Source organism: Thioclava sp. DLFJ5-1 (assembly GCF_002020115.1).
Classification (GTDB): domain Bacteria; phylum Pseudomonadota; class Alphaproteobacteria; order Rhodobacterales; family Rhodobacteraceae; genus Thioclava; species Thioclava sediminum.
The window spans coordinates 69,845-90,059 of record NZ_MPZU01000002.1; the positions used below are offsets into that span (position 1 = coordinate 69,845).

Consider the following 20,215-nt stretch of genomic DNA (forward strand, 5'->3'; position numbering starts at 1 on the left):
TCTGTGATCCGTTTCATTCTCGGCTCGATCGGCGGCGTGTTTTCCTGGGTTGTGACCGGGCTGTTCTTTGCCGCGCTCACCATCGGGGCGATCTTCTGGATCTATTCGCGCGATCTGCCGAGCTACGACCAGCTTGCGCAATACCGCCCGAAGACCATTTCGCGCATCTATAACGGCGACGGCCGCCTGATCGACGAATTCGCCGAGCAGCGCCGCCTCTTCGTGCCGATCCGCGACATTCCCGACCGGGTGAAGGGCGCCTTCGTCTCGGCCGAGGACAAGAACTTCTACATCCACCCCGGTTTCGACCCGCGCGGGATCGCAGCGGCGATGTTCACCGCCGTGAAGTCGGGCGGGCGCGACGTGCGCGGTGCTTCGACGATCACCCAGCAGGTGACGAAGAACCTGCTGCTGTCTGCAGACCGCTCGGTGGAGCGCAAGATCAAGGAACTGATCCTGTCCTCGCGCATCGAACATGTGCTGAGCAAGGATCGTATTCTCGAACTCTATCTCAACGAGATCTATCTCGGCCAGAACTCCTACGGGGTCGCTGCTGCCGCGCAGACCTATTTCAACAAACCGCTCGCCGATCTGACGGTGGGCGAGGCCGCCTATCTCGCGGCACTGCCGAAGAAACCCGCCGATCTGCATCCCGTGCGCGACTACAAGACCGCGGTGGAGCGTCGCAACTACGTGCTCCGCCGGATGTATGAGGATGGCCGGATCGACAAGGCGACGATGGAGGCGGAGCAGAACAAGCCGCTGAAATCCGTGCAGAACGGCGATTACGCCCCGTTCCGCGCGCAGCTTCCGCCGCGCGACTATTTCACCGACGAAATTCGCCGTCAGCTGTCGAAGAGCTTCGGCGAAGAGGAATTCTTTGGCGGCGGCCTCACGATCCGCGCGACCGTGAACCCCGATCTGCAATCCCATGCGACGAAGGCGCTGCAACATGCGCTGGAGAAATACGACCGCGAGCAGGGCGTCTGGCGCGGCACCGGGGCGAAGATCGCCGAGGACAAGCTGAAGAACGAGGCCGACTGGCGCGCCGCGCTCTCCGATGTCTCGACCGCGAAAGCCCCGCGCGACATCGACGGCTGGCACCCGGCTGTGGTGCTGGGCTTCGAAGGCAGCTCGGCCCGCATCGGCATCGAAGGCATCGAGGAAGACAAAGACGGCCACTGGATCCCGCCCGAGGACGTGACCTGGGCGCGCAAACTGAAGGATGACGGCAAGCTCGGCCCGCGCGCGAAACAGGCGCAGGACCTGCTGGAGACTGGCGATGTCGTCGAGGTCCGCGCGATGACGAAGGATAGCGATGGCTCCTTCATCCGCTGGACGCTGCGCCAGGTGCCGAAGGTCGAAGGCGCCTTCATGGCGATGGACGTGAATACCGGCCGCGTGCTGGCGATGCAGGGCGGTTTCTCCTATCAGTCCTCGGTCTATAACCGCGCCACGCAGGCGATGCGCCAGCCGGGCTCGAACTTCAAACCCTTCGTCTATGCGGCGGCGCTGGATTCCGGCTTCTCGCCCGAGACGATCGTGGTCGACGCGCCGATCGAGATCAACACGCCCCAAGGCATGTGGCGTCCGAAGAACGCGTCGAACAAATATTACGGCCCGACGCCGATGCGCACCGGGCTCGAGCATTCGCGGAACCTGATGACGATCCGGATCGCGCAGGAAATCGGCATGGAGACGGTTGCGGCCTATGCCGAGAAATTCGGCGTCTACGACCATATGCGCCAGTTCCTCGCCAATGCGCTCGGCGCGCAGGAAACGACGATGTTCCGCCTGATCTCGGCCTATGCGATGTTCGCCAATGGCGGCGAGCGCGTGGAGCCGACGCTGGTCGACCGCGTGCAGGACCGCTATGGCCGCACGATCTACCGCCACGACCAGCGCAGCTGCGCCAATTGCGAGGATCCGAACCTGCCCGAGGGGCAGGGGCCGAAGATCGTCAGCCACCGCGACCAGATCATCGACCCGATCACCGCCTATCAGATGATCTCGCTGATGGAGGGCGTGGTGAAGCGCGGCTCCGGCTACGGCGTCGATCTGCCGGTTCCGATCGCGGGCAAGACCGGCACCACCAACGACGCGAAGGACGTGTGGTTCACCGGCTTCAGCTCGAACATCGTGGCCTCGTGCTACATGGGCTACGACAACCCGCGCTCGCTGGGCCGTCACGCCTATGGCGGCACGCTTTGTGTGCCCGTGTTCAACGAGTTCATGCGCGAGGCGATCAAGGAATTCGGCGGCTCGAAGTTCAAGGTTCCGCCGGGCGGCACCTGGGCGAAGTTCAACCGCTATACCGGCGAGCGTCTGTCGGACTCCGCCACCGGCGAATTCGTGCAGGCTGAATATCTGCGCCCCGGTCAGGACATGTCGGGTCTCGGCTCGCTGGTCGTCGATGGCGGCTTCGCGATGGGCTCGAACCTGCCGCTGTTTGCGCAGGGCGAACGCGACGATGCGGGCTCCACCACGGTGACCACCTCGACCGGCCAGCAAAAGGTCATTCCGAAGAAGAAGGCCGATTTCGGCTCGCTCTCGGCAGGCGGCCTCTACTGAGCGCGCCGCGCGTCACAACCGACAGACACTAAAAAAGGGGGGCGTTCGCCCCCCTTTTTCCGTTTCTGCTCGATTATACGTGCCAGAGCTCTGGCGGTTCGGGCGTACCTAGAGACCCGTAAGGGGTAGGGGCCGCGCCCCCAAGCCCCGCTCAGAACCCTTCGTTGCCGTCGCCCTGCCAGGGCTTGGCCAGATCCGAGAAGCGCGTGAACTGGCTCTCGAAGGCCAATTCCACCGTGCCGATCGGCCCGTGACGCTGCTTGCCCAGGATCACCTCGGCCTTGCCATGCACGCGCTCGGCCTTCTGCATCCACTCGGCGAATTTCGGGTCGTCTTCCGGTGGCTTGAGACGCTCGTGATAATATTCGTCGCGATAGACGAACATCACCACGTCGGCATCCTGTTCGATCGAGCCCGATTCCCGAAGGTCGGAGAGCTGCGGGCGTTTGTCCTCGCGGCTCTCCACCGTCCGCGACAGCTGCGACAGCGCGACCACGGGGATGTTCAACTCCTTCGCGATGGCCTTCAGGCCCATCGAGATCTCACCGATCTCCTGCACGCGGTTGTCGCCTCGGCCCGAGCCGCGCAGCAGCTGCAAGTAGTCGACGATCACCACGTCGAGCCCATGCGTCCGCTTCAGACGGCGGCACCGCGCCGCGACCTGACCGATCGGCAGGGCGGGCGTGTCGTCGATATAGAGCGGGCATTTCTCCAGCGCCTTCGCGGCCTCGACGAAGCGGCGGAATTCGCTTTCGGTCATGTCGCCGCGGCGGATGCGCTCCGAGGGCACCTCCGACGCTTCCGACAGGATACGCGCGGCCAGCTGTTCGGCGCTCATCTCGAGCGAGAAGAACCCGACCACGCCGCCTTCGATCGCGCCCTCGACCCCGTCATGGCGCATGCCCTTCTTGTAGGCCTTGCCGATGTTGAAGGCGATGTTGGTCGCAAGCGAGGTTTTCCCCATCGAGGGACGCCCTGCAAGGATCAGCAAATCCGACGGGTGGAAGCCGCCGAGCTTCTTGTCGAGATCGACCAGCCCGGTCGAGACGCCCGCAAGCCCGCCATCGCGCTGATAGGCGGCATTGGCCGATTGCACGGCCTCGGTCACCGCCGACAGGAACGAGGTCCAGCCCTTCTGCGCCTGACCTTCTTCGGCGAGGGTGTAGAGCCGCTGCTCGGCGGAGGCGATCTGCTCTTTCGGGTCGTCGTCGATCTGCGGCTTGCCCGCGCGCGACGAGATGTCCTGACCCAGTTCGATCAGCCCGCGGCGCACCGCCATCTCGTAGATCATCAGCGCATAGTCGCGCGCCGCATAGGCCGAGATCGCCGCGCCAGCAAGACGCGCCAGATAGGCCGGGCCGCCCAGTTCCTGAAGGCCCGCATCGTCTTCGAGATAGGCTTTCAGCGTCACCGGCGAGGCGAGCGCGTTCTTCTGAATCTTCGCCGCCGCGACTTCGTAGATGCGCTGGTGCACCGGCTCGTAGAAATGCTCCGGTTTGATGACGGATGCGATCCGGTCGAAGATGTCGTTATTGGTGAGGATCGCGCCCAGAAGCTGCTGTTCCGCTTCGATATTATGGGGCAGTGCGGTGCCCTCTGCGGGCAAATTTCCGGGCTGTCCCTCATCGGGTCGTTGTGCCTGATCGTTCATGTACCTGCCTCGGTGTCCCCGTCCCTCTGCGCGGTCTTCTAGCCGCAGTCGGGGGAAAAGGGAATCTGGATAAGATTGGGGAAAACCCCGCTGTTTCAGCGGAGTTTTCGGGATTTATGGTGTTTGCCCGTGGGGAGCCTACCACATCTCGCGATTATTTTCGAAGCGCGAGATTCGGGGCCAAAACGCTCCCCAGAGCATCCACAGGATCATCCACAGGAATCTCCGGGCTGTTTCAGCCCTTGCGCGCGTCCTGCCACGGGCGCGGATCGCTCAGGAAGGCCTCGACCTCGTCGAGCGTCTCTTTCGAGAAGCTGCCCTGTTCGCGCGCCTCGGCCAGCACGTCCCACCAGGTGCACAGGTGGTGCAGCTCGACGCCATGCTTGCGCAGGTTCGGCACGGTCTCCGGGAAGATCCCGTAGTAGAAGATCACTGCCGTATGGCCGCAGCTCGCGCCGGTGTCGCGGATCGCATCGACGAAACTCAGCTTCGAGCCGCCATCGGTGGTCAGGTCCTCGACCAGCAGCACGCGCTGGCCCTCGGTCATCGCGCCTTCGATGCGCGCGTTGCGCCCGTAACCTTTGGGCTTCTTGCGCACATAGGTCATCGGCAGGGCCAGACGCTCGGCCACCATCGCGGCGAAGGGAATGCCCGCCGTCTCGCCGCCCGCGATATTGTCGAACGCCTCGAAGCCCGCCTCACGCATCACCGTCACCGCGAGGAAATCCATCAGGGTCGAGCGGATGCGCGGGAAGGAGATCAGCTTGCGGCAATCGATATAGGTCGGCGAGGGCAGGCCGGAGGCGAGCGTGAAGGGCTCGTCGGCGTTGAAATGCACCGCTTCGATTTCCAGAAGCATCCGCGCGGTCAGGCGGGCGATTTCTTCTTTGCTGGGGAAGGAGCTGGGGATCATCATCTCGTCCTTATCAAGGCTGGTTTCGGCTTGGTCTAAATATCCCCCGCGGAGCGTCCGTCGGCTGGCCCGGGAGTCTCCGGCGGGGATATTTGCGCCAAGGCGAAACTCAGCGTTTTACATGCCAATGGACCGGGAAACCCGGATCGAAGAGGGTGACGGGGCCCGCGCCGGTCTCGATCTTGGCGGGCCAGCTGTTGGGCTGGTCGGTCTTCTCGAGCGTCAGCGTGCCCTCGTTAACCGGCAGGCGGTAGAAATTCGGCCCGTTGCGCGAGGCGAAGGCTTCGAGTTTATCAAGCGCGCCCTCGGCTTCGAACACATGTGCCAGAAGCGGCATCGTATGGGTCGCGGTGAAACAGCCCGCGCAGCCGCAAGCGGTTTCCTTGGCGGCGTCCACATGCGGCGCGCTGTCGGTGCCGAGGAAGAAATGCGGATTGCCCGAGGTCGCGGCCTCGACCAGCGCCAGCCGATGCGTCTCGCGCTTGGCCACCGGCAGGCAGTAGTAATGCGGTTTGATCCCGCCCACGAGGATATGGTTGCGGTTGATGATCAGGTGATGCGTGGTGATCGTCCCGCCCATGTCGTCGCCCTGCGCGGCCACGTAATCCACGCCGTCTTTCGTGGTGATATGCTCCATCACCACGCGCAGCCCGGGGGTCTTGCGCCGGATCGGGTCCAGCACAGTCTCGATGAACACGGCCTCGCGGTCGAAGATGTCGACCTCCGGGCGGGTCACCTCGCCATGCACGCAAAGCGGCAGGCCGATCTCGGCCATCTTCTCCAGCACGCCGCGCACCTTGTCGAAATCGCGCACGCCGGAATCGGAGTTCGTCGTGGCGCCCGCCGGATAGAGCTTCACCGCCTTGACCAGACCGGAGGCGGCGGCCTGCGCCACGTCTTCCGCGTCGGTCTTCTCGGTCAGGTAGAGCGTCATCAGCGGCTCGAAATCGCTCCCTTCCGGCAGCGCCTTCAGGATGCGCTCGCGATAGGCGGCAGCATCGTCTCCGCGCACCACGGGGGGCACGAGGTTCGGCATGATGATCGCGCGGGCGAAATCACGGGCGGTTTCGGGGGCGACACCTTCCAGCATCGCGCCATCGCGCAGATGCAGGTGCCAGTCGTCGGGGCGGGGCAGGGTGATCGTGCTCATGAAAAAGTCCTTAGCCCGAGGCTGCGTGCAAATCCAGAGGGAGCGCGCATGCCGCGCTGCAGCAATTGCATGGCGGGGATGCGGAGATGGCGGTACCACTGGCAGCAAAGCTGACCTAAATTCAGTGCCAAGGGAGAAAACGACCTGAACGCTGAACCTCAGGAGGTTTCCAATGGCATTCGTTACCACCGCCCATGGCGAACAATCGATCTTTGCCCGTATGGGCCACGCAATCACGCAAGGCCTCGTCGCCTATATGGAGCGCCAGTCGCGCCAAGAGCAGATCCGTGCGCTCGACGCGAAAAGCGACGCCGAACTGGCCGATATGGGTCTGACCCGTGACGGCATCGTGCGCCACGTGTTCCGCGACCGCTTCTACATCTGATCGCGGTTCGGGGCGCTCCGGCGTCTCGCATTGAAAAAGGGCGTGCCCAAGCCGGGGCGCGCCCTTTTTACGTTTCAGTCTCTCGTTCGGGGCTCAGGCCGCGCCAGCCCGTTCTTGTGGCTCCGGCAACTCGACCCCCTGCTCGGCGAGCTTCTGGGCGAGCGCCTCATAGCGGTTGCGGAATTTCGGACGGTTCTGGCTGGTCCCGACCGCGCGGCACAGGATCGCTTCCAGCACCGGGCGGCGCGCTCTGCGCAGGTGGTCGACCAGCCGGATCACGTAGCGTTTCGAGAGCCGCCGGGCGCGGAAGAAGGTCCAGAACAGGGACGGGGTAAGCTTGCCCGCGCCCGCAGCGATCAGGACCTCGTCGAGAATATCCATATCGAGCAGCCCCGCCGCCGGGTCCGGGCCGATATGTCGGCACGGCATCAGCGACACGCAAGGTCGCGCGAACAGCGCCGCGTGCATCGCATCGAGCCGCTCGAACGGGTCATAGAAGACGAAGGCCCGCTCTACGCCGTCGAGCATTTCGGGCGCGAAGCCGTAGCGATCGGTAAAGGACATGCGGCGGGTCTGCGGGTATCGGTCATCCCAGCCCGCGAGTGTCGGATCGAGCGTCGCTTGCGGGGCGAGCGCAACCACCGTGGCGCCGGGTGCTGCGACCGAGAAGGCGGCCGCCGCATAGCCGCCGGGGCCCGCGCCGTAGAACACCACACGGTCGAAATCTTCGAAGAAGGCTTCGTCGACGAGGCGGTCGAAATAGGCATAGATGGCGGGGTCGCGGAACCAGCTCTCGTCCGAAGCGATCACGCTGAGCGCGGACCAGCCCTCATCGCAGGCGATCTTGTAGCCGAAGGGCAGGGCCTCCTCGCGATCGGCCTCGATCTGTGCGCGGGTCTCGAAGCTGACGATCAGGACGGGCGAGTCGTCGTGGAACAGCACTTCATGATCGGCGCCGAGCGGCTCGTAATAGCCGGTCTCGTCCGCGATCTTTTCCAGCCGTGCACGCCAGTCCGTGTCTGCCTTGTTCACCTTCGCCTCTTTTCAGCTTTCGTGCGCGCTTCGCTTGCTGCGGGCGCGGGCGGGACACCGCCAGTTCTGCTCAACCAACGTATCACCGCAAGAAAGGGGCACAAATAGGAGCCAAGCGAGGAATCTGCCGCCACATTTCTTAATGGGCAACAATCGGCCTAATCAGCCGCATTTGTTCACGGGTTCTCGGCAATCGCCGCTTTTGCGAGGCGAACCATGAGTTTAGCGGCCTGCGGCGAGAGCGGGCGGCTTGGCGGGCAGAGAAGAAGCCTGCCAAAAAGCGCGCGATACGGCTCCTCGCGCAGAAGCGCGCGGGCTTTCGCTTTGCGCCACATAACCGCCTTATTGTGCTGGTCGGGCAGGTCAGAATCGGCGGTCAGCTCGGCGAGACGCGCCTGCGTGCCCGCATCGTGGCGTCGGATCGAATCGTCCTCCACGTCCGAGAAATTACGCTCCACCCAGTAGGACATGTCGAAGGCGCCTGCCTGCCGGTTCGAGCGGCCGCGGTCGCATTTCACGAGGTAGCCCTCCATCGACCCAAGCGGATAATGGTTGAGCTGGACGAGGTCGTAGGGCGCGCTGCCGGGCGGGGTGAACAGCTTCTGGCGCTGATAGTGCGGCGGCAGCTTGCGCCCCGATCCGTCGACCCAGAGCGTGCCTGCCAGCTTGTCGTTCTGCGGCGCGCGGGGGCGGTGCACACCGAGCTTGGCATAGGCGCCGGTATTGGCGAAGAGCGTCTTGAACATCGACGCGCGCCACGGCCAGAGCATGTCCGGCGGCGCGCAGCAGGGGAACTGTTGCGTGACGGGGCGATCCTCGAAGCCAACCACGCCGCAATTGCCGAAGAGCCGCCAAGTCATCGCGAAAGCGGTCGCCTGCGGAACGGCCTCGATCAGCGCGTCCAGCGTGCCGTCGCCGGTCTTTATGGTGACGAATTCGTCAACGTCGATCACCGCGATCCAGTCGGCCTGAGCCACCAGCGGATGCGCATCAGCCTGTTTCAACGCCGCCCATTGCGGCCCTTCCTTCCACGGGCCGGGATTGGGCACATGGGTCAGCCAACCGATCTCCTGCAACCGATCCAGCATCACATCGGTGCCGTCGTCGCAGTCGTTGGAAAAGACAAGGAAATCCGTGAAGCCGATGGCGCGGTGATGGGCCAGCCATTCCAGCAGAAACGGGCCTTCGTTCTTGACGGATGTGATCGCGAGCGCACGCATTGCGCCACTGTAGTGAGGCCGCGCGCGCCCGCAAGTGTCTGGGATCACACGGCGACGTGGCGCGGCAGGGCGGCCACGCTTGCCGCGATCTCCTCGGTGCCGTCGGTCAGCTCGAGGATTTCATGGCTGATCTCGGGCGCGTCGATCAGCGCGGCCAGCACCGCTGCGACATGGCCACGCGCGACCGAGCCGTAATCGAGCGCATGGGCCAGCGCCACGCGCCCGTCGCCGTCCTCGTCCATCAGCGTGCCGGGGCGCAGGATGACGTAGTCGAGCCCGCTCGCCACTACGGCGGCGTCGGCCGTCTTCTTCGCCAGCATGTAATGCTCGAAGCCCGGCTTGATCTCCTTGCCGCGCCCGGCATCGGGGAAGGCGGAGACGAGGTAGAGCCGGGGCACCCCGGTGCGGTTCATCGCGGCAATCACGTCGAGCGGCGCCTCGCCGTCGATCCGGGTGGTGCGTTCCAGCCCCGAACCCGCAGCCCCCGCCGAGAAGACAACCGCGTCATGGCCCTCGAACATCGGTTCGAAATCGCCTGCGGTCAGTTCCATCAGGTCGCCTTGGACGGGCGTCGCGCCCATCGCGCGCAGGCTGTCGGCCTGCTCGGGTTTGCGGTGCAGCGCGGTGACCTCGTGGCCTGCCTCGATCAGAAGCGGGACCAGCCGATGCCCGACGCCGCCTGTCGCGCCGATGACGAAAATGCGTGCCATGTTTTGTGTCCTTTCCTTTGAGCGGAAAGCTAGGTCAGGACGCGCAGGGGTAAAGGCGCCGCGCTTAGTGCGTGGCCTCGTCGGGGGCGTCGACGGTGAAGAAGAAGTCGTGGGGCAGATCGCGGGCGTGCAGGTCGTCGGGGATCACATGCGGGCCGGTGTTGAACACGGCCGAGCCGAAGACATGCAGCATCCGCGAGAGCGCTTCGAACCGCGCGGACGTCAGGGTCTCATAGAACTCGCGCTGATCGGGGCGCGCCATCAGTTCCTTGATCTTCGCGCGGTGGCAGGCGACGGAATGGTGATGCGCGGCGGCGATCTCGGGATCGGCCATCATCCGGTCGAACTCGGCGCGAGCCGCAGGCAGCATCCGCTGGATCGAGCGATCCTCGACCGCATTGTGGTTCATCCGGAACCAGTAGTTCAGCCCCTGATCGCGATCGACATGGTTCACCCGACCCCGGTCGCGCTTTACAAGGAAGCTCTCGGCCGAGCGCACCGCGTAATGGTTCAGCTGCACCCAGTCATAGCCATAGGTGTCGAGCGTCGAGCGCCAGCCATTGCGGAACATCTCGCGCGGCATCGGCTGGCCCGAGCCATTGAGCCAGTTCACCTGATCCCAGAGGTCCGGGTTCAGCCCCTTGGGGCGATGGACGCCCAACTTCTTGTAGAGCGCGATATTGCGAAACAGCGTCTTGAAGCCCCAGGCCTGATGCGGTTTGCGCACGATCTCGGGGGCGCAGCGGGTGAATTGCCCGGTGATGAAGCTGTCCTCGTATTCGTGGACATCCGCATTGCCGAAAAGCCGCCAGGTGAGCGCGATCATGTTCGCTTCGCCCATCGCCTGATACAGCGATTTCAGCGTGCCGTCGCCGATCTTCACATTGATGAACTCGTCCACATCCATGCAGATCGACCATCCCGCCTTGGTGATCACCGGCTCGGTCTCCGCCGCCGCCAGGGCCGCGTGCTGCGGCTTCATGTCGACCATCGTGCGGAACGGGTTCTCGCGGTGCTGGACGTAGCCCTTCGCCTGCAGCAGATCGAGCATCGTATCGGTGCCGTCGGTGCAGTCGTTGGTATAGACGAGGAAATCATCCACCCCGATCGCGCGGTGATAGGCGATCCATTCGAGGATGAAGGGGCCTTCGTTCTTCATCGTGGTGACGATGGCGGTGCGGCCTGCCTTCACCGCCTGCGCGGGCGCGTTCTTCACCTTGGAGACAGGCGGGCGCACCGGCTTGAACCCCCAGATGTCGCGCGACAGGTGCAAGAGCCGCTCATCCTCGACCAGCGAGGTCTTGGGGGCGAGTTCCGCAGGCGAGGTTCCCGGCACCCGCAGCGCCATCGCCCGCCAGAAGCCGTAGGTCAGCCCCGGATCGGGGCGGCAATAGCTGACGCGCAAGAGGCGCCATGTATTCTCCAGCCCAGCCTTTTGCGGCGCGCAGCCCCAGCGCGCGATGCCGCGCCGCGCGTCGAACTGGCGGCAGATATGGTCAGGGAAGCGCGCGGGCTGATCGTTGCGCACGCGCCAAGGGTAAATGCGGCGGCCCACCAGAAGGATCACGCCGTTCTCGGCCTCTTGCGTGGCTTCGAAGGCCGAGGGCTGGCCCGGCTCGCGCGCCGCCAGAAGATCGGTCACGTCGAGCACCAGCACCGAGGCCGCCTTCGCAAAGAAGCGCCATTTCGCGATCTCGAAGATCAGCGCCTGACCCAGAGGGCTACGCTGCGGATCGGGGGCAGGCGGCTCCATCCGGTCCTTGCCGGGCGCGTCGGGGGCGAGGAAGACATGGTTTTCCGGCCCCTGATCGGGCTTGCCGAGCGGCAGCGGGCTTTCAAGGATCGCGACCGGCAGGTCCAGCTCGCGCAGCGCCATGCCCGCTTCCAGCGCATCGGCGAAACTCTCGCCAGTGCCTGCGGGGCTATCCACGGGCGCGCGGTTCACGATCACCGCGCCGGTCGCGCCGTGATGGTCGTGATGCCAGCTCAGCCAATCGAGCACCGTCTCGACGCTCTCCTCCAGCCGCAGCCCGAACAGGCAGTTGCGGCCTTCGAACATCTCCCAATCGGGGGCGGCGGGGGTGATCTCGCGCAGGCTAGCGCCGTCCGGCCCGGACATCGCGGCCTGAATCGGGCCCGGCGCGGTCGGCTCGTAAATCGCCATCACCGCGCCCGCGATATTGCGGCCCTCGGCCAGATGCGCCGCACCGGGCACGGCATCGAAGCTCAGATCCTCGGCCTGAGACGGGGCGGCGAAGAAGGCGCGCAGATGGTGACGGGGCCCGAGTTCGGTGTCCTCGGTCCAGCCCACCGCGTCGAGCAGCGCGGGCTGGCCCGTCTGCGCCTGCATCCTGCGCCGGATCACTCGTTGCTTGCCCATATCGATCTCGAAACTGCCTCTCGTTCCAACTAGCACGCAGGGGGTGACGCGATAAAGAGCGCGCAATCGCCGCCGACCCGATTCCGGGCCGCACCTGTCCGGGTCACGATTTCGCCTCCGAACGGGGCGATTTCGCGCGGTGGGAATGGCGAAACCGGGGCAATTGCGGAGGCGCGCGCGCAAGACCGGATGGGACGGGAAGAAAAAGGCACTGAAAGTTCGGTCGGGGCGAGTCGCTCGCGTGATCGCGCCGTGTGTCTTGAGAGCCCGAAAAGACAGGTCCGAAGGCGGGGTGTCAGGCTTCCGGTCAGGTTTTCCTCACACGCGGCTCACCGACCCTGCCAGAAACGTGACCATTGGAACAGTTTGTCGCAGTTCAAACCGGATGAATTTTGACCTAAGTCAAGTTCAGCACACGGATACTCCCATATCACAAGTGCATCGGGTTCTTGATCTCCCTGACGCGGCCCAAACCGCACAGAACCCGACCAGAGGAACAGACGTTCTCCCTCGTCTCTTCCCCAAAATGCGCCGCGGGTCTCCCTCCCGCGGCGCTTTAATTTTCCATCCCCCCGAAACGCGAGAACCACCCCCAACGGGCCATGAAAAAACCCTCCCGGTGAGGGGAGGGTTCAAACCATCTCGCGATGCTCTGGCGGTTATTTCGCCGGGGCGATCATCATCACCATCTGGCGGCCTTCGAGCTTGGGCATGTTCTCGACCTTGCCAAGCTCGCCCACATCGGTGCGGACGCGGTTGAGCAATTCGAGACCCAGATCCTGGTGCGCCATTTCGCGACCGCGGAAGCGCAGGGTGACCTTCACCTTGTCGCCGTTCTCGAGGAACTTCACCACGTTGCGCATCTTGACGTCGTAATCGTGCACATCGGTGCCCGGGCGGAATTTGACTTCCTTGATTTCGATCGTCTTCTGCTTCTTGCGGGCTTCGGCTTCGCGCTTTTGCTGTTCGTATTTGAACTTGCCGAAATCCATGATCTTGCAGACGGGCGGATTGGCGTTGGGCGAGATCTCGACGAGATCGAGCCCGGCCTCTTCGGCCATGGTCATCGCTTCGCGCGGGGTAACCACGCCGACATTCTCGCCTTCCGCGCCAATGAGTCGAATCTCGTTCGCGCGGATACGGCCGTTCACTCGGGGGCCGGTGTCACGGGTCGGCGGGGCGTTATGGGGTCTGCGGGCTATGGTGGGAATCCTTCTGTAGCCATTGAGTAATTTCGGGCGGAAAAGATAGTCCCGAGTGCCGCCGTATTCAACCGCAAAGGCACGGGAACCGGGCAGGTAGGAAACGCGTTGTGTCCTGCCGGGCAGGGCAATGGCATTTGCGGCGCGTTAGCGGTCCGTGTGCGTGGCTGTGCCCAGTGGTCGAGGCTGGGTGAATACCGCCCGCAGAGAGAGGCAATCAAGGGAAAAAGCGTGATGAACAAGATTGTGGCAGCGGCGATCGTGGTGTTGGCGGTGGCCGCCGGATTGATCATCCTCAATACCGATATCACAGACTCGCCCGACGCGACCGATACGACAACCAACGCAGCGGCTGGCACTGAGTCTGGCGACAAGAGCATGGCCGACAAGGCCAGCGATGCGGTGAAATCTGCGGGCGAGTCGGTGAAGGCCGCCGCTGACAAGGCGAGCCAGGCGGCGTCCGACGCGGCCGATAGCCTGAAGGAAAAGGCCTCGGGGGCGATGGATGCGGGCTCGAACGCGGCGGCGGATGCCGCCGATGCCGCGAAAGAGGCCGCGCAGAGCGGGGCCGATCAGGCACAAAGCGCCGCCTCCGACGCCGCTCAAAGCGCCGCCGACACCGTCTCGAAAGCGACCGAGACCGCGCAGCAGGCGGCAAGCGACGCGAGTGACGCGGCCAAGGACGCCGCCTCCGCTGCAAGCAAGGCCGCGACAGCCACGATGGATTCCTCAAGCGATACGGCCAGCGCGGCTGCCACCGATGCCGCGAAGGCTGCGACGACGGCGGCGGAAGCGGCCGCGAAAGCTGCAAATGCGGCTGCCTCGGCGGCCAGCGGCGCGCAAGAGGAGGCGACCGATAGCGCGGTCGAAGGCGCGAGCACGGCGGCAAAAGCGGCAGCCGATGCCGCCAGTCAAGCCGCCAATGCCGCAGCCGACGCCGCGGCCGCCGCGACCAATGCCGCACAGTCGGCGGCCCCCGCAGGTACCGCGAGCGGTGGCGACACGCAAAAGCCTGTCCCTGCGCAGGGCGTGATGAGCGCGGCGAAGGCGCTGACCGTTGAAGGGTTCGACGCGGATCGGGTGATGGATATCGTCGACACGTCCGAGCTGCCCGAAGCGACGAAGGCGCAATTGCGCACAGCGGTGCAAAGCGCGCGTGACAATCCGCAACTGGTCGAAGGTGTGGTCGATCAGATCCGTGCGGCGCTGGGCTTCTGAGCCCGCCGCTCCATCCGTGGAAACGCCAAGGGCCGCGCGACATTCCCTCGCGCGGCTCTTTTCTTTGCAATCCGACCAGTCGGGTGGGAACGTCTGCGCAAAGCCTCGCGTTCGCTCTTCAACGAAAGGAGCCCTCCATGAGCACCCGTCTCGAATTGCAAAGCATTTCTCCCGTCACCCATGACACGCATCACCTCGTCTTCCCGCGCCCCGAAGGGTTCGACTTCGCGCCCGGTCAGGCAGTCGATCTGAACCTGACCCGCGAGGGCTGGACCGACGAGCAGCGTCCGTTCACCTTCACCAATCCGGTAGATGGCGACACGCTGGAATTCGTCATCAAGAGCTATCCCGACCATGACGGCGTGACCGAGCAGATCGCGACGCTCACGCCCGGCGAGACCGTCGAGGTCTCCGACCCGTGGGGCGCGATCAAGGACGAAGGCCCCGGCACCTTCATCGCGGGCGGGGCAGGGGTGACGCCTTTCATCTCGATCCTGCGCGCACGTCTGGCCCGCGAAGGGACGCTGGAGGGCTGCCGCCTGATCTTCTCGAACAAGACGGAAGCCGACATCATCCTGCGCGACGAGTTCGAGGCGATGAAGGGGCTGGAGACCGTCTGGACCGTCACCGACCAGAGCGACCCCGGGAAGGGCGTCATCTCGATGCATGTCGAACGCGGCTTTCTCGCGCCCTACGTCGAGAAGGAGAGCGGCAAGTTCTACATCTGCGGCCCCGACAAGATGGTCGATGAGATCGAGGCCACGCTGAAGGAGCTCGGCGTCGAGGAAGATCGCATCATCCGCGAGGATTTCGACTGACGCTGTCCGATCACGTCTAAGTGGTCCCCGACCGCGCGTCCTGCGCCTTCCCGCCCCCTTGCCCCCGGTGAGGGGGCGGCCTAGTTTGCCCTCGCGCAAATTTCTGCCAAGAACAGGCGACAGACAAAGCCGGGGGCCCGCACGCATGAGCGAGAAACGTAGCATCTTCGAGGAAGTCGGCTCTGACGGCGCCACGACACGGGCCGAGCCCAAGGGCGGCATGATCGACGCCAAGCCGCGCGGCGCGCGCCGGGCGATCCGGATGTGGCTGTTCGTGCTGTTCACGCTGGTCGTGGCGATGATCGCCGTGGGCGGGGCCACGCGCCTCACCGATAGCGGGCTGTCGATCACGCGCTGGGACCCGATCTCGGGGGCGATCCCGCCGATGAGCGATGCCGACTGGCAGGCGGAATTCACCCATTACAAAGAGAGCCCGCAGTTCAAATACATGAACCCCAACATGACTGTGTCCGAGTTCAAGGGCATCTTCTGGTGGGAATGGGGTCACCGGCAGCTGGGCCGCCTGATCGGCATGGTCTGGTTCATCGGCTTCATCGGCTTCTGGCTGACCAAGAAAATCCCGACCGGCTGGACGGGTCGACTGTTCAGCCTCGGGGTCTTGGGCGGTCTGCAAGGCGCGATCGGCTGGTGGATGGTGTCCTCGGGCCTCGTGGGGCGGATGACCTCGGTCGCGTCCTACCGGCTGGCCACGCACCTCGGCCTCGCCTTCATCATCCTCGGCCTGATCTCGTGGTTCGCGCTGCAGCTCTCGCGCCCGGAATCGGCGCTGTTGCAAGCGCGCCGTCTGGCCGAACCGCGCCTGACCCGGATCGGCTCGGTGCTGATCGGGCTCGTGTTCGTGCAGATCATCCTCGGCGCGCTCACGGCGGGGATCGATGCAGGGCTCGCCTTCCCGACATGGCCCTCGATGAACGGGCAGTTCCTGCCCTCCGAGAGCTTCGATTACACGCCGATCTGGCGCAATTTCTTCGAGAACCCCGCGCTGGTGCAATTCATGCACCGCATGGTCGGCTATCTCGTCTTCGCCTCCGGCCTTTACGCCGCATGGCGCGCGCGCAGCTCGGCCCATCCGCGCACCAAGGAAGCCTTCGCGCTGATGGCGGCGATGATCTTCTTCCAGATGGTGCTGGGCATCACCACCGCGCTTGAACTGGTGAATTACTGGTGGCTGGGTCTCATCCACCAGTTCGGTGCTATCATCACCTGGGTCCTCGTGATCCGCGCGCGTCACATGGCGCGCTTCCCCCTTGTTCGTTCCATCCGGGAGGGCCGTGTATGAGCGCCTATCAGGACCTGCTCGCGCATCAGCGCGAAACCGAAGCGCTGGGCAATATCGCCGGGCTGCTAAGCTGGGACCAAGAGGTGATGATGCCGCGCGGCGCCGCCGATGAGCGCGCCGAGGAATCCGCCGCGCTGGAATCGGTGCTGCATGCGCGCCGCACCGATCCGCGCATCGAGGACTGGCTGGCGCGCGCCGAGGCCGATGACGCGGTCAGCGCGCGCGTGCTCGATCTGGTGGGGCGCAGCTACAACCGTGCGACCCGCATCCCGGCGCGCCTTGCGACCGAGATGGCGCGTCTGACCTCGCTGTCCCAAGGCATCTGGGCCGAAGCCCGCGCCAATGAGGATGCCTCCGCCTTCCTGCCGACGCTGGAAGAGGTCGTGCGCCTCAAGCGCGAAGAGGCCGAATGCCTGTCCGAGGGCAATCTCTACGATGCGCTGCTCGACGATTTCGAGCCGGGCGCGACGTCGAAGGAAATCGCCACCGTCTTCGACCGGATGCGCGGCCCGCTGGTGGAGCTGCGCGACCGGGTGCTGGGCTCTGACGTCTCGCCGCAGCCCTTCGTCAAGGTCTTCCCCGAGAACGCCCAGCTGCGGCTGGCGCGCAAATGCGCCTCCGCCTTCGGCTATGACTGGACGCGCGGGCGGCTCGATATGTCGGTTCACCCGTTCTCCTCGGGCGGCGGCGACGATGCGCGCATCACGACGCGCATCTCCGAGAGCGACCCGTTCGGCAATATCTACTCGACGATCCACGAGGTCGGTCACGCCACCTACGAGCAGGCGATCAACCCGGCCTATCGCTTTACTCCGCTGGGCCATGGCGTCTCGATGGGCGTGCATGAGAGCCAGAGCCGGATCTACGAGAACCAGCTTGGCCGCTCGGCCCCGTTCACCGGCTGGCTGCATCAGCGCATGACCGATGCGTTCGGCGATCTCGGCATGGATACGGAGGCCTTCCACGCGCTGGTCAACCGCGTCGATATGGGCTTCATCCGCACGGAATCGGACGAGCTGAATTACAATCTCCACATCATGCTGCGCTTCGATCTGGAGCGCGATCTGATCTCGGGCAAGCTGGAAGTCGCGGATCTCGAAGAGGCGTGGAATGCCCGTTTCGAGCAGGATTTCGGCGTGAAGGTCACCAAGCCCAGCCAGGGTTTTCTGCAGGATGTGCATTGGTCGGTGGGGCTGTTCGGCTATTTCCCGACCTATGCGCTGGGCAATGTCTATGCGGGCTGTCTCGACGAGGCGATGCGCGCGGTCACGCCCGGCATCGACGCGGCCCTCGCCGAGGGCGATGCGACGCCCGCCAAGCAATGGCTCGACGAGAACCTGCGTGTCCACGGCGGTCTGCGTACTCCGCGCGAGACGATCCAGCATGCCTGCGGGTTCGAGCCGACCGAGACGCCGCTGCTGGCTTATCTGACGCGGAAATTCGAGGGCATCTACAAGCTGTGATGCGCCGCGCTGGTTGAGGGGGCAGGCGCCTCCGGCGGGGATATTTGGATCGAGAAGAAGGGGCGCGCGGCCCCTTCATCGATCTCAATCCTGCTCTGCGGTCTCGAGTTTCTCCAGCGCCGCCATCCAGAGCGCCTCGGCTTTCTCCATCGCCTTGGTCGCCTCGGTGTGCTTGGCTTGCCAGATCGCGAGATCTCGGGCTTTTTCAGGTTCGTAGAGCTTGGGGTCGGCGAGTTTCGCGTCGAGCTTCTCGAGCATGTCGCTCAGCTTCTCAACCCGGGCCTCGCAGTCGCGGACCTCGCGCTTCATCGTCGTCATCGCACAGCGCGACGGCTTCGCGGCTTTCGGTGCGGCCGATTTCGCGGGCTTGTCCTCGGGCGGCGGCGCCAGCAATTCCGCGCGGTAGCTTTCCAGATCGCCCTGATAGGGCGCGACCGCGCCGCCTTTGACCAGCCAGAGCCGGTCCGCGACCAGTCCCAGCAGGTGCATGTCGTGGCTCACAAGGATCACCGCGCCGGAATATTCGGTGAGCGCGGTCACCAGCGCCTCGCGGCTCTCGATGTCGAGGTGGTTGGTCGGCTCGTCGAGGATCAAGAGATGCGGCGCATCCAGCGTCGCCAGCAGCAGCGACAGCCGCGCCTTCTGTCCGCCCGAGAGCTTGCCCACCGCCGTCTCCGCCTGATCCGCACCGAGGCCGAAGCCCGCAAGCCGCGCGCGCAGCTTGGCGGGATGCTCGTCGGGGCGCTCGCGCTTGAGATGCGTGAGCGGCGTCTCTTTCAGGTCCAGCTCGTCGACCTGATGCTGCGCGAAATAGCCGATCCGCAGCTTGGACGAGCGCGTGATCTTGCCGTCCATCACCTGAAGTTTGTCCGCCAACAGCTTGGAAAGCGTGGATTTCCCCTCGCCGTTCCGGCCCAGAAGCGCGATCCGGTCGTCCTGATCGATACGCAGGTTGAGCTGCTTGAGGATCGCGGGCCCGCCATAGCCCACGGCGGCGTTTTCCATTGCGATGATCGGCGGCGAGAGCTGTTCCGGTGCAGGGAAGGTGAAGACCTGTTTCGCCGCTTCTTCCGGGGCGGTGATCGGTTCCATCTTTTCGAGCATCTTGACGCGCGCCTGCGCCTGCTTGGCCTTGGTGGCCTGCGCGCGGAAGCGATCCACGAAGCCCTGCAAATGGGCGCGGCGGGCCTCCTGCTTCTTGGCCTGGGCCGCCTGCGCCTCTCGCCGCAGCCGGCGGGTGCGCGCAAACGTGTCGTAGCCGCCTTGATAAAGCGTGAGTTGCCGATCCTCGAGATGCAGGATCGAGCCCACGGCGCGGTTGAGCAGATCGCGGTCGTGGGAGATCACGATCACCGTATGCGGGTAGCGCATCAGATAGCTTTCCAGCCAGAGCGCGCCTTCAAGATCGAGATAGTTCGTCGGTTCGTCCAAGAGCAGCAGATCGGGCTGCGCGAACAGCACGCCCGCGAGCGCCACGCGCATCCGCCAGCCGCCGGAGAAATCCGAACAGGGGCGCTTTTGCGCCTCCATGTCGAAGCCGAGACCCTTCAGGATGGCGCTCGCCCGCGCCTCGCCCGACCACGCGTCGATATCGACCAGCCGCGTCTGCACCTCGGCGATGCGATGCGCGTCGGTCGCCGTCTCGGCTTCGGCCAGAAGGCTCGCGCGTTCCTCGTCGGCGGCCAGCACCGTATCGAGCAGCGAGGTCGAAGAGGACGGCACTTCCTGCGCCACGCCGCCGACCCGGGCGCGCGAGGGCAGGCCGATCTCGCCGCCATCCAGCGTCAGCTCGCCCCGGATCAGTCGGAACAGTGTCGTCTTTCCCGCGCCGTTGGGGCCGACGAGACCGACCTTGTGGCCTTCGGGAATGGTGGCGGAGGCGTTCGCAAAGAGCGGACGGCCTTCGATCGAAAAGGAGATATCGGAGATGCGCAACATGGGGCCTGACTTGGCGCAGGGGCGGGCAACAGTCAATCGCTGCTGCGCGCCGCTGCCCCTTCGGCTTGGCAAAAATATCCCCGCCGGAGGCATCTGCGGGCGCAAACCCGCGCAACGACCTGCCGATCGGCCTTGACCAAACGGTCACAAACCCAATCTAGAGTCGCCGCAGCCCCGCCCATGAGGGCTTTTCAAGGCTTCCCCTGCATGGTAGCAGGCGCGGCAGATATTTCGGACCGGATACCGGCCACGAACCACAAGGAA

At 64.9% G+C, this 20,215-nt stretch carries 15 protein-coding genes; 6 read left to right on the top strand and 9 right to left on the bottom strand.

Going from position 1 to position 20,215, the window contains the following annotated elements:
- The first annotated feature begins 3 nt into the window (after window positions 1–3).
- On the top strand, window positions 4–2,571 hold the full coding sequence (locus tag BMI86_RS07680; RefSeq protein ID WP_078540534.1) for a PBP1A family penicillin-binding protein: 2,568 nt from the start codon (window positions 4–6) through the stop codon (window positions 2,569–2,571).
- Between the two features lie 151 nt (window positions 2,572–2,722).
- Here BMI86_RS07680 and BMI86_RS07685 read toward each other — a convergent pair whose 3' ends face one another.
- The 3 genes from BMI86_RS07685 to pyrC all read right to left on the bottom strand — a co-directional run bounded on the left by BMI86_RS07685 (window position 2,723) and on the right by pyrC (window position 6,285).
- On the bottom strand, window positions 2,723–4,222 hold the full coding sequence (locus BMI86_RS07685) for a replicative DNA helicase (protein WP_078540536.1): 1,500 nt from the start codon (window positions 4,220–4,222) through the stop codon (window positions 2,723–2,725).
- A 235-nt stretch (window positions 4,223–4,457) separates the two neighbouring features.
- Complete coding sequence (locus BMI86_RS07690; RefSeq protein WP_078541360.1) at window positions 4,458–5,135, bottom strand: orotate phosphoribosyltransferase; 678 nt, start codon at window positions 5,133–5,135, stop codon at window positions 4,458–4,460.
- A gap of 109 nt (window positions 5,136–5,244) precedes the next feature.
- Window positions 5,245–6,285 carry a dihydroorotase gene (pyrC, locus tag BMI86_RS07695; protein ID WP_078540537.1) on the bottom strand — a complete coding sequence of 347 codons (1,041 nt, stop codon included), beginning with the start codon at window positions 6,283–6,285 and terminating at the stop codon, window positions 5,245–5,247.
- A gap of 172 nt (window positions 6,286–6,457) precedes the next feature.
- On the opposite strand from pyrC, the gene BMI86_RS07700 reads away from it, so the two are divergent.
- Window positions 6,458–6,670: a DUF1127 domain-containing protein gene (locus BMI86_RS07700; RefSeq protein WP_078540538.1), complete on the top strand. Its 213-nt coding sequence runs from the start codon at window positions 6,458–6,460 to the stop codon at window positions 6,668–6,670.
- Between the two features lie 93 nt (window positions 6,671–6,763).
- Here the strand turns inward: BMI86_RS07700 and BMI86_RS07705 are convergent, their stop codons facing one another.
- From BMI86_RS07705 to infC, 5 genes are all read right to left on the bottom strand, one after another.
- Window positions 6,764–7,702, bottom strand: coding sequence for a hypothetical protein (locus tag BMI86_RS07705; RefSeq protein WP_078540540.1), 939 nt, complete (start codon window positions 7,700–7,702; stop codon window positions 6,764–6,766).
- A 176-nt stretch (window positions 7,703–7,878) separates the two neighbouring features.
- The gene (locus BMI86_RS07710; RefSeq protein WP_078540542.1) at window positions 7,879–8,922 is read right to left on the bottom strand and encodes a glycosyltransferase family 2 protein; all 1,044 of its coding nucleotides are present in this window, start codon (window positions 8,920–8,922) and stop codon (window positions 7,879–7,881) included.
- Window positions 8,923–8,966: 44 nt separating this feature from the next.
- Entirely contained in the window at window positions 8,967–9,632 is a 666-nt protein-coding gene (locus BMI86_RS07715) for an SDR family oxidoreductase (protein ID WP_078540544.1), read from the bottom strand.
- A gap of 64 nt (window positions 9,633–9,696) precedes the next feature.
- Window positions 9,697–12,012, bottom strand: a complete 2,316-nt coding sequence (locus tag BMI86_RS07720) for a glycosyltransferase family 2 protein (protein WP_078540545.1) — start codon at window positions 12,010–12,012, stop codon at window positions 9,697–9,699.
- A gap of 659 nt (window positions 12,013–12,671) precedes the next feature.
- Window positions 12,672–13,214, bottom strand: a complete 543-nt coding sequence (gene infC / locus BMI86_RS07725; protein ID WP_078540547.1) for a translation initiation factor IF-3 — start codon at window positions 13,212–13,214, stop codon at window positions 12,672–12,674.
- 234 nt (window positions 13,215–13,448) lie between these two features.
- On the opposite strand from infC, the gene BMI86_RS07730 reads away from it, so the two are divergent.
- From BMI86_RS07730 to BMI86_RS07745, 4 genes are all read left to right on the top strand, one after another.
- Window positions 13,449–14,432, top strand: a complete 984-nt coding sequence (locus BMI86_RS07730; RefSeq protein WP_078540548.1) for a hypothetical protein — start codon at window positions 13,449–13,451, stop codon at window positions 14,430–14,432.
- 137 nt (window positions 14,433–14,569) lie between these two features.
- Window positions 14,570–15,250: an FAD-binding oxidoreductase gene (locus BMI86_RS07735; RefSeq protein ID WP_078540549.1), complete on the top strand. Its 681-nt coding sequence runs from the start codon at window positions 14,570–14,572 to the stop codon at window positions 15,248–15,250.
- 145 nt (window positions 15,251–15,395) lie between these two features.
- The gene (gene ctaA / locus BMI86_RS07740; protein WP_078540550.1) at window positions 15,396–16,550 is read left to right on the top strand and encodes a heme A synthase; all 1,155 of its coding nucleotides are present in this window, start codon (window positions 15,396–15,398) and stop codon (window positions 16,548–16,550) included.
- Window positions 16,547–18,013, top strand: a complete 1,467-nt coding sequence (locus tag BMI86_RS07745) for a carboxypeptidase M32 (protein ID WP_078540551.1) — start codon at window positions 16,547–16,549, stop codon at window positions 18,011–18,013. The genes ctaA and BMI86_RS07745 overlap by 4 nt, the downstream gene beginning before the upstream one ends.
- Window positions 18,014–18,097: 84 nt before the next feature.
- Here the strand turns inward: BMI86_RS07745 and BMI86_RS07750 are convergent, their stop codons facing one another.
- A complete protein-coding gene (locus BMI86_RS07750) occupies window positions 18,098–19,951 on the bottom strand; it encodes an ABC-F family ATP-binding cassette domain-containing protein (RefSeq protein ID WP_078540552.1) in 1,854 nt (617 codons plus the stop codon).
- Window positions 19,952–20,215 lie beyond the last annotated feature (264 nt).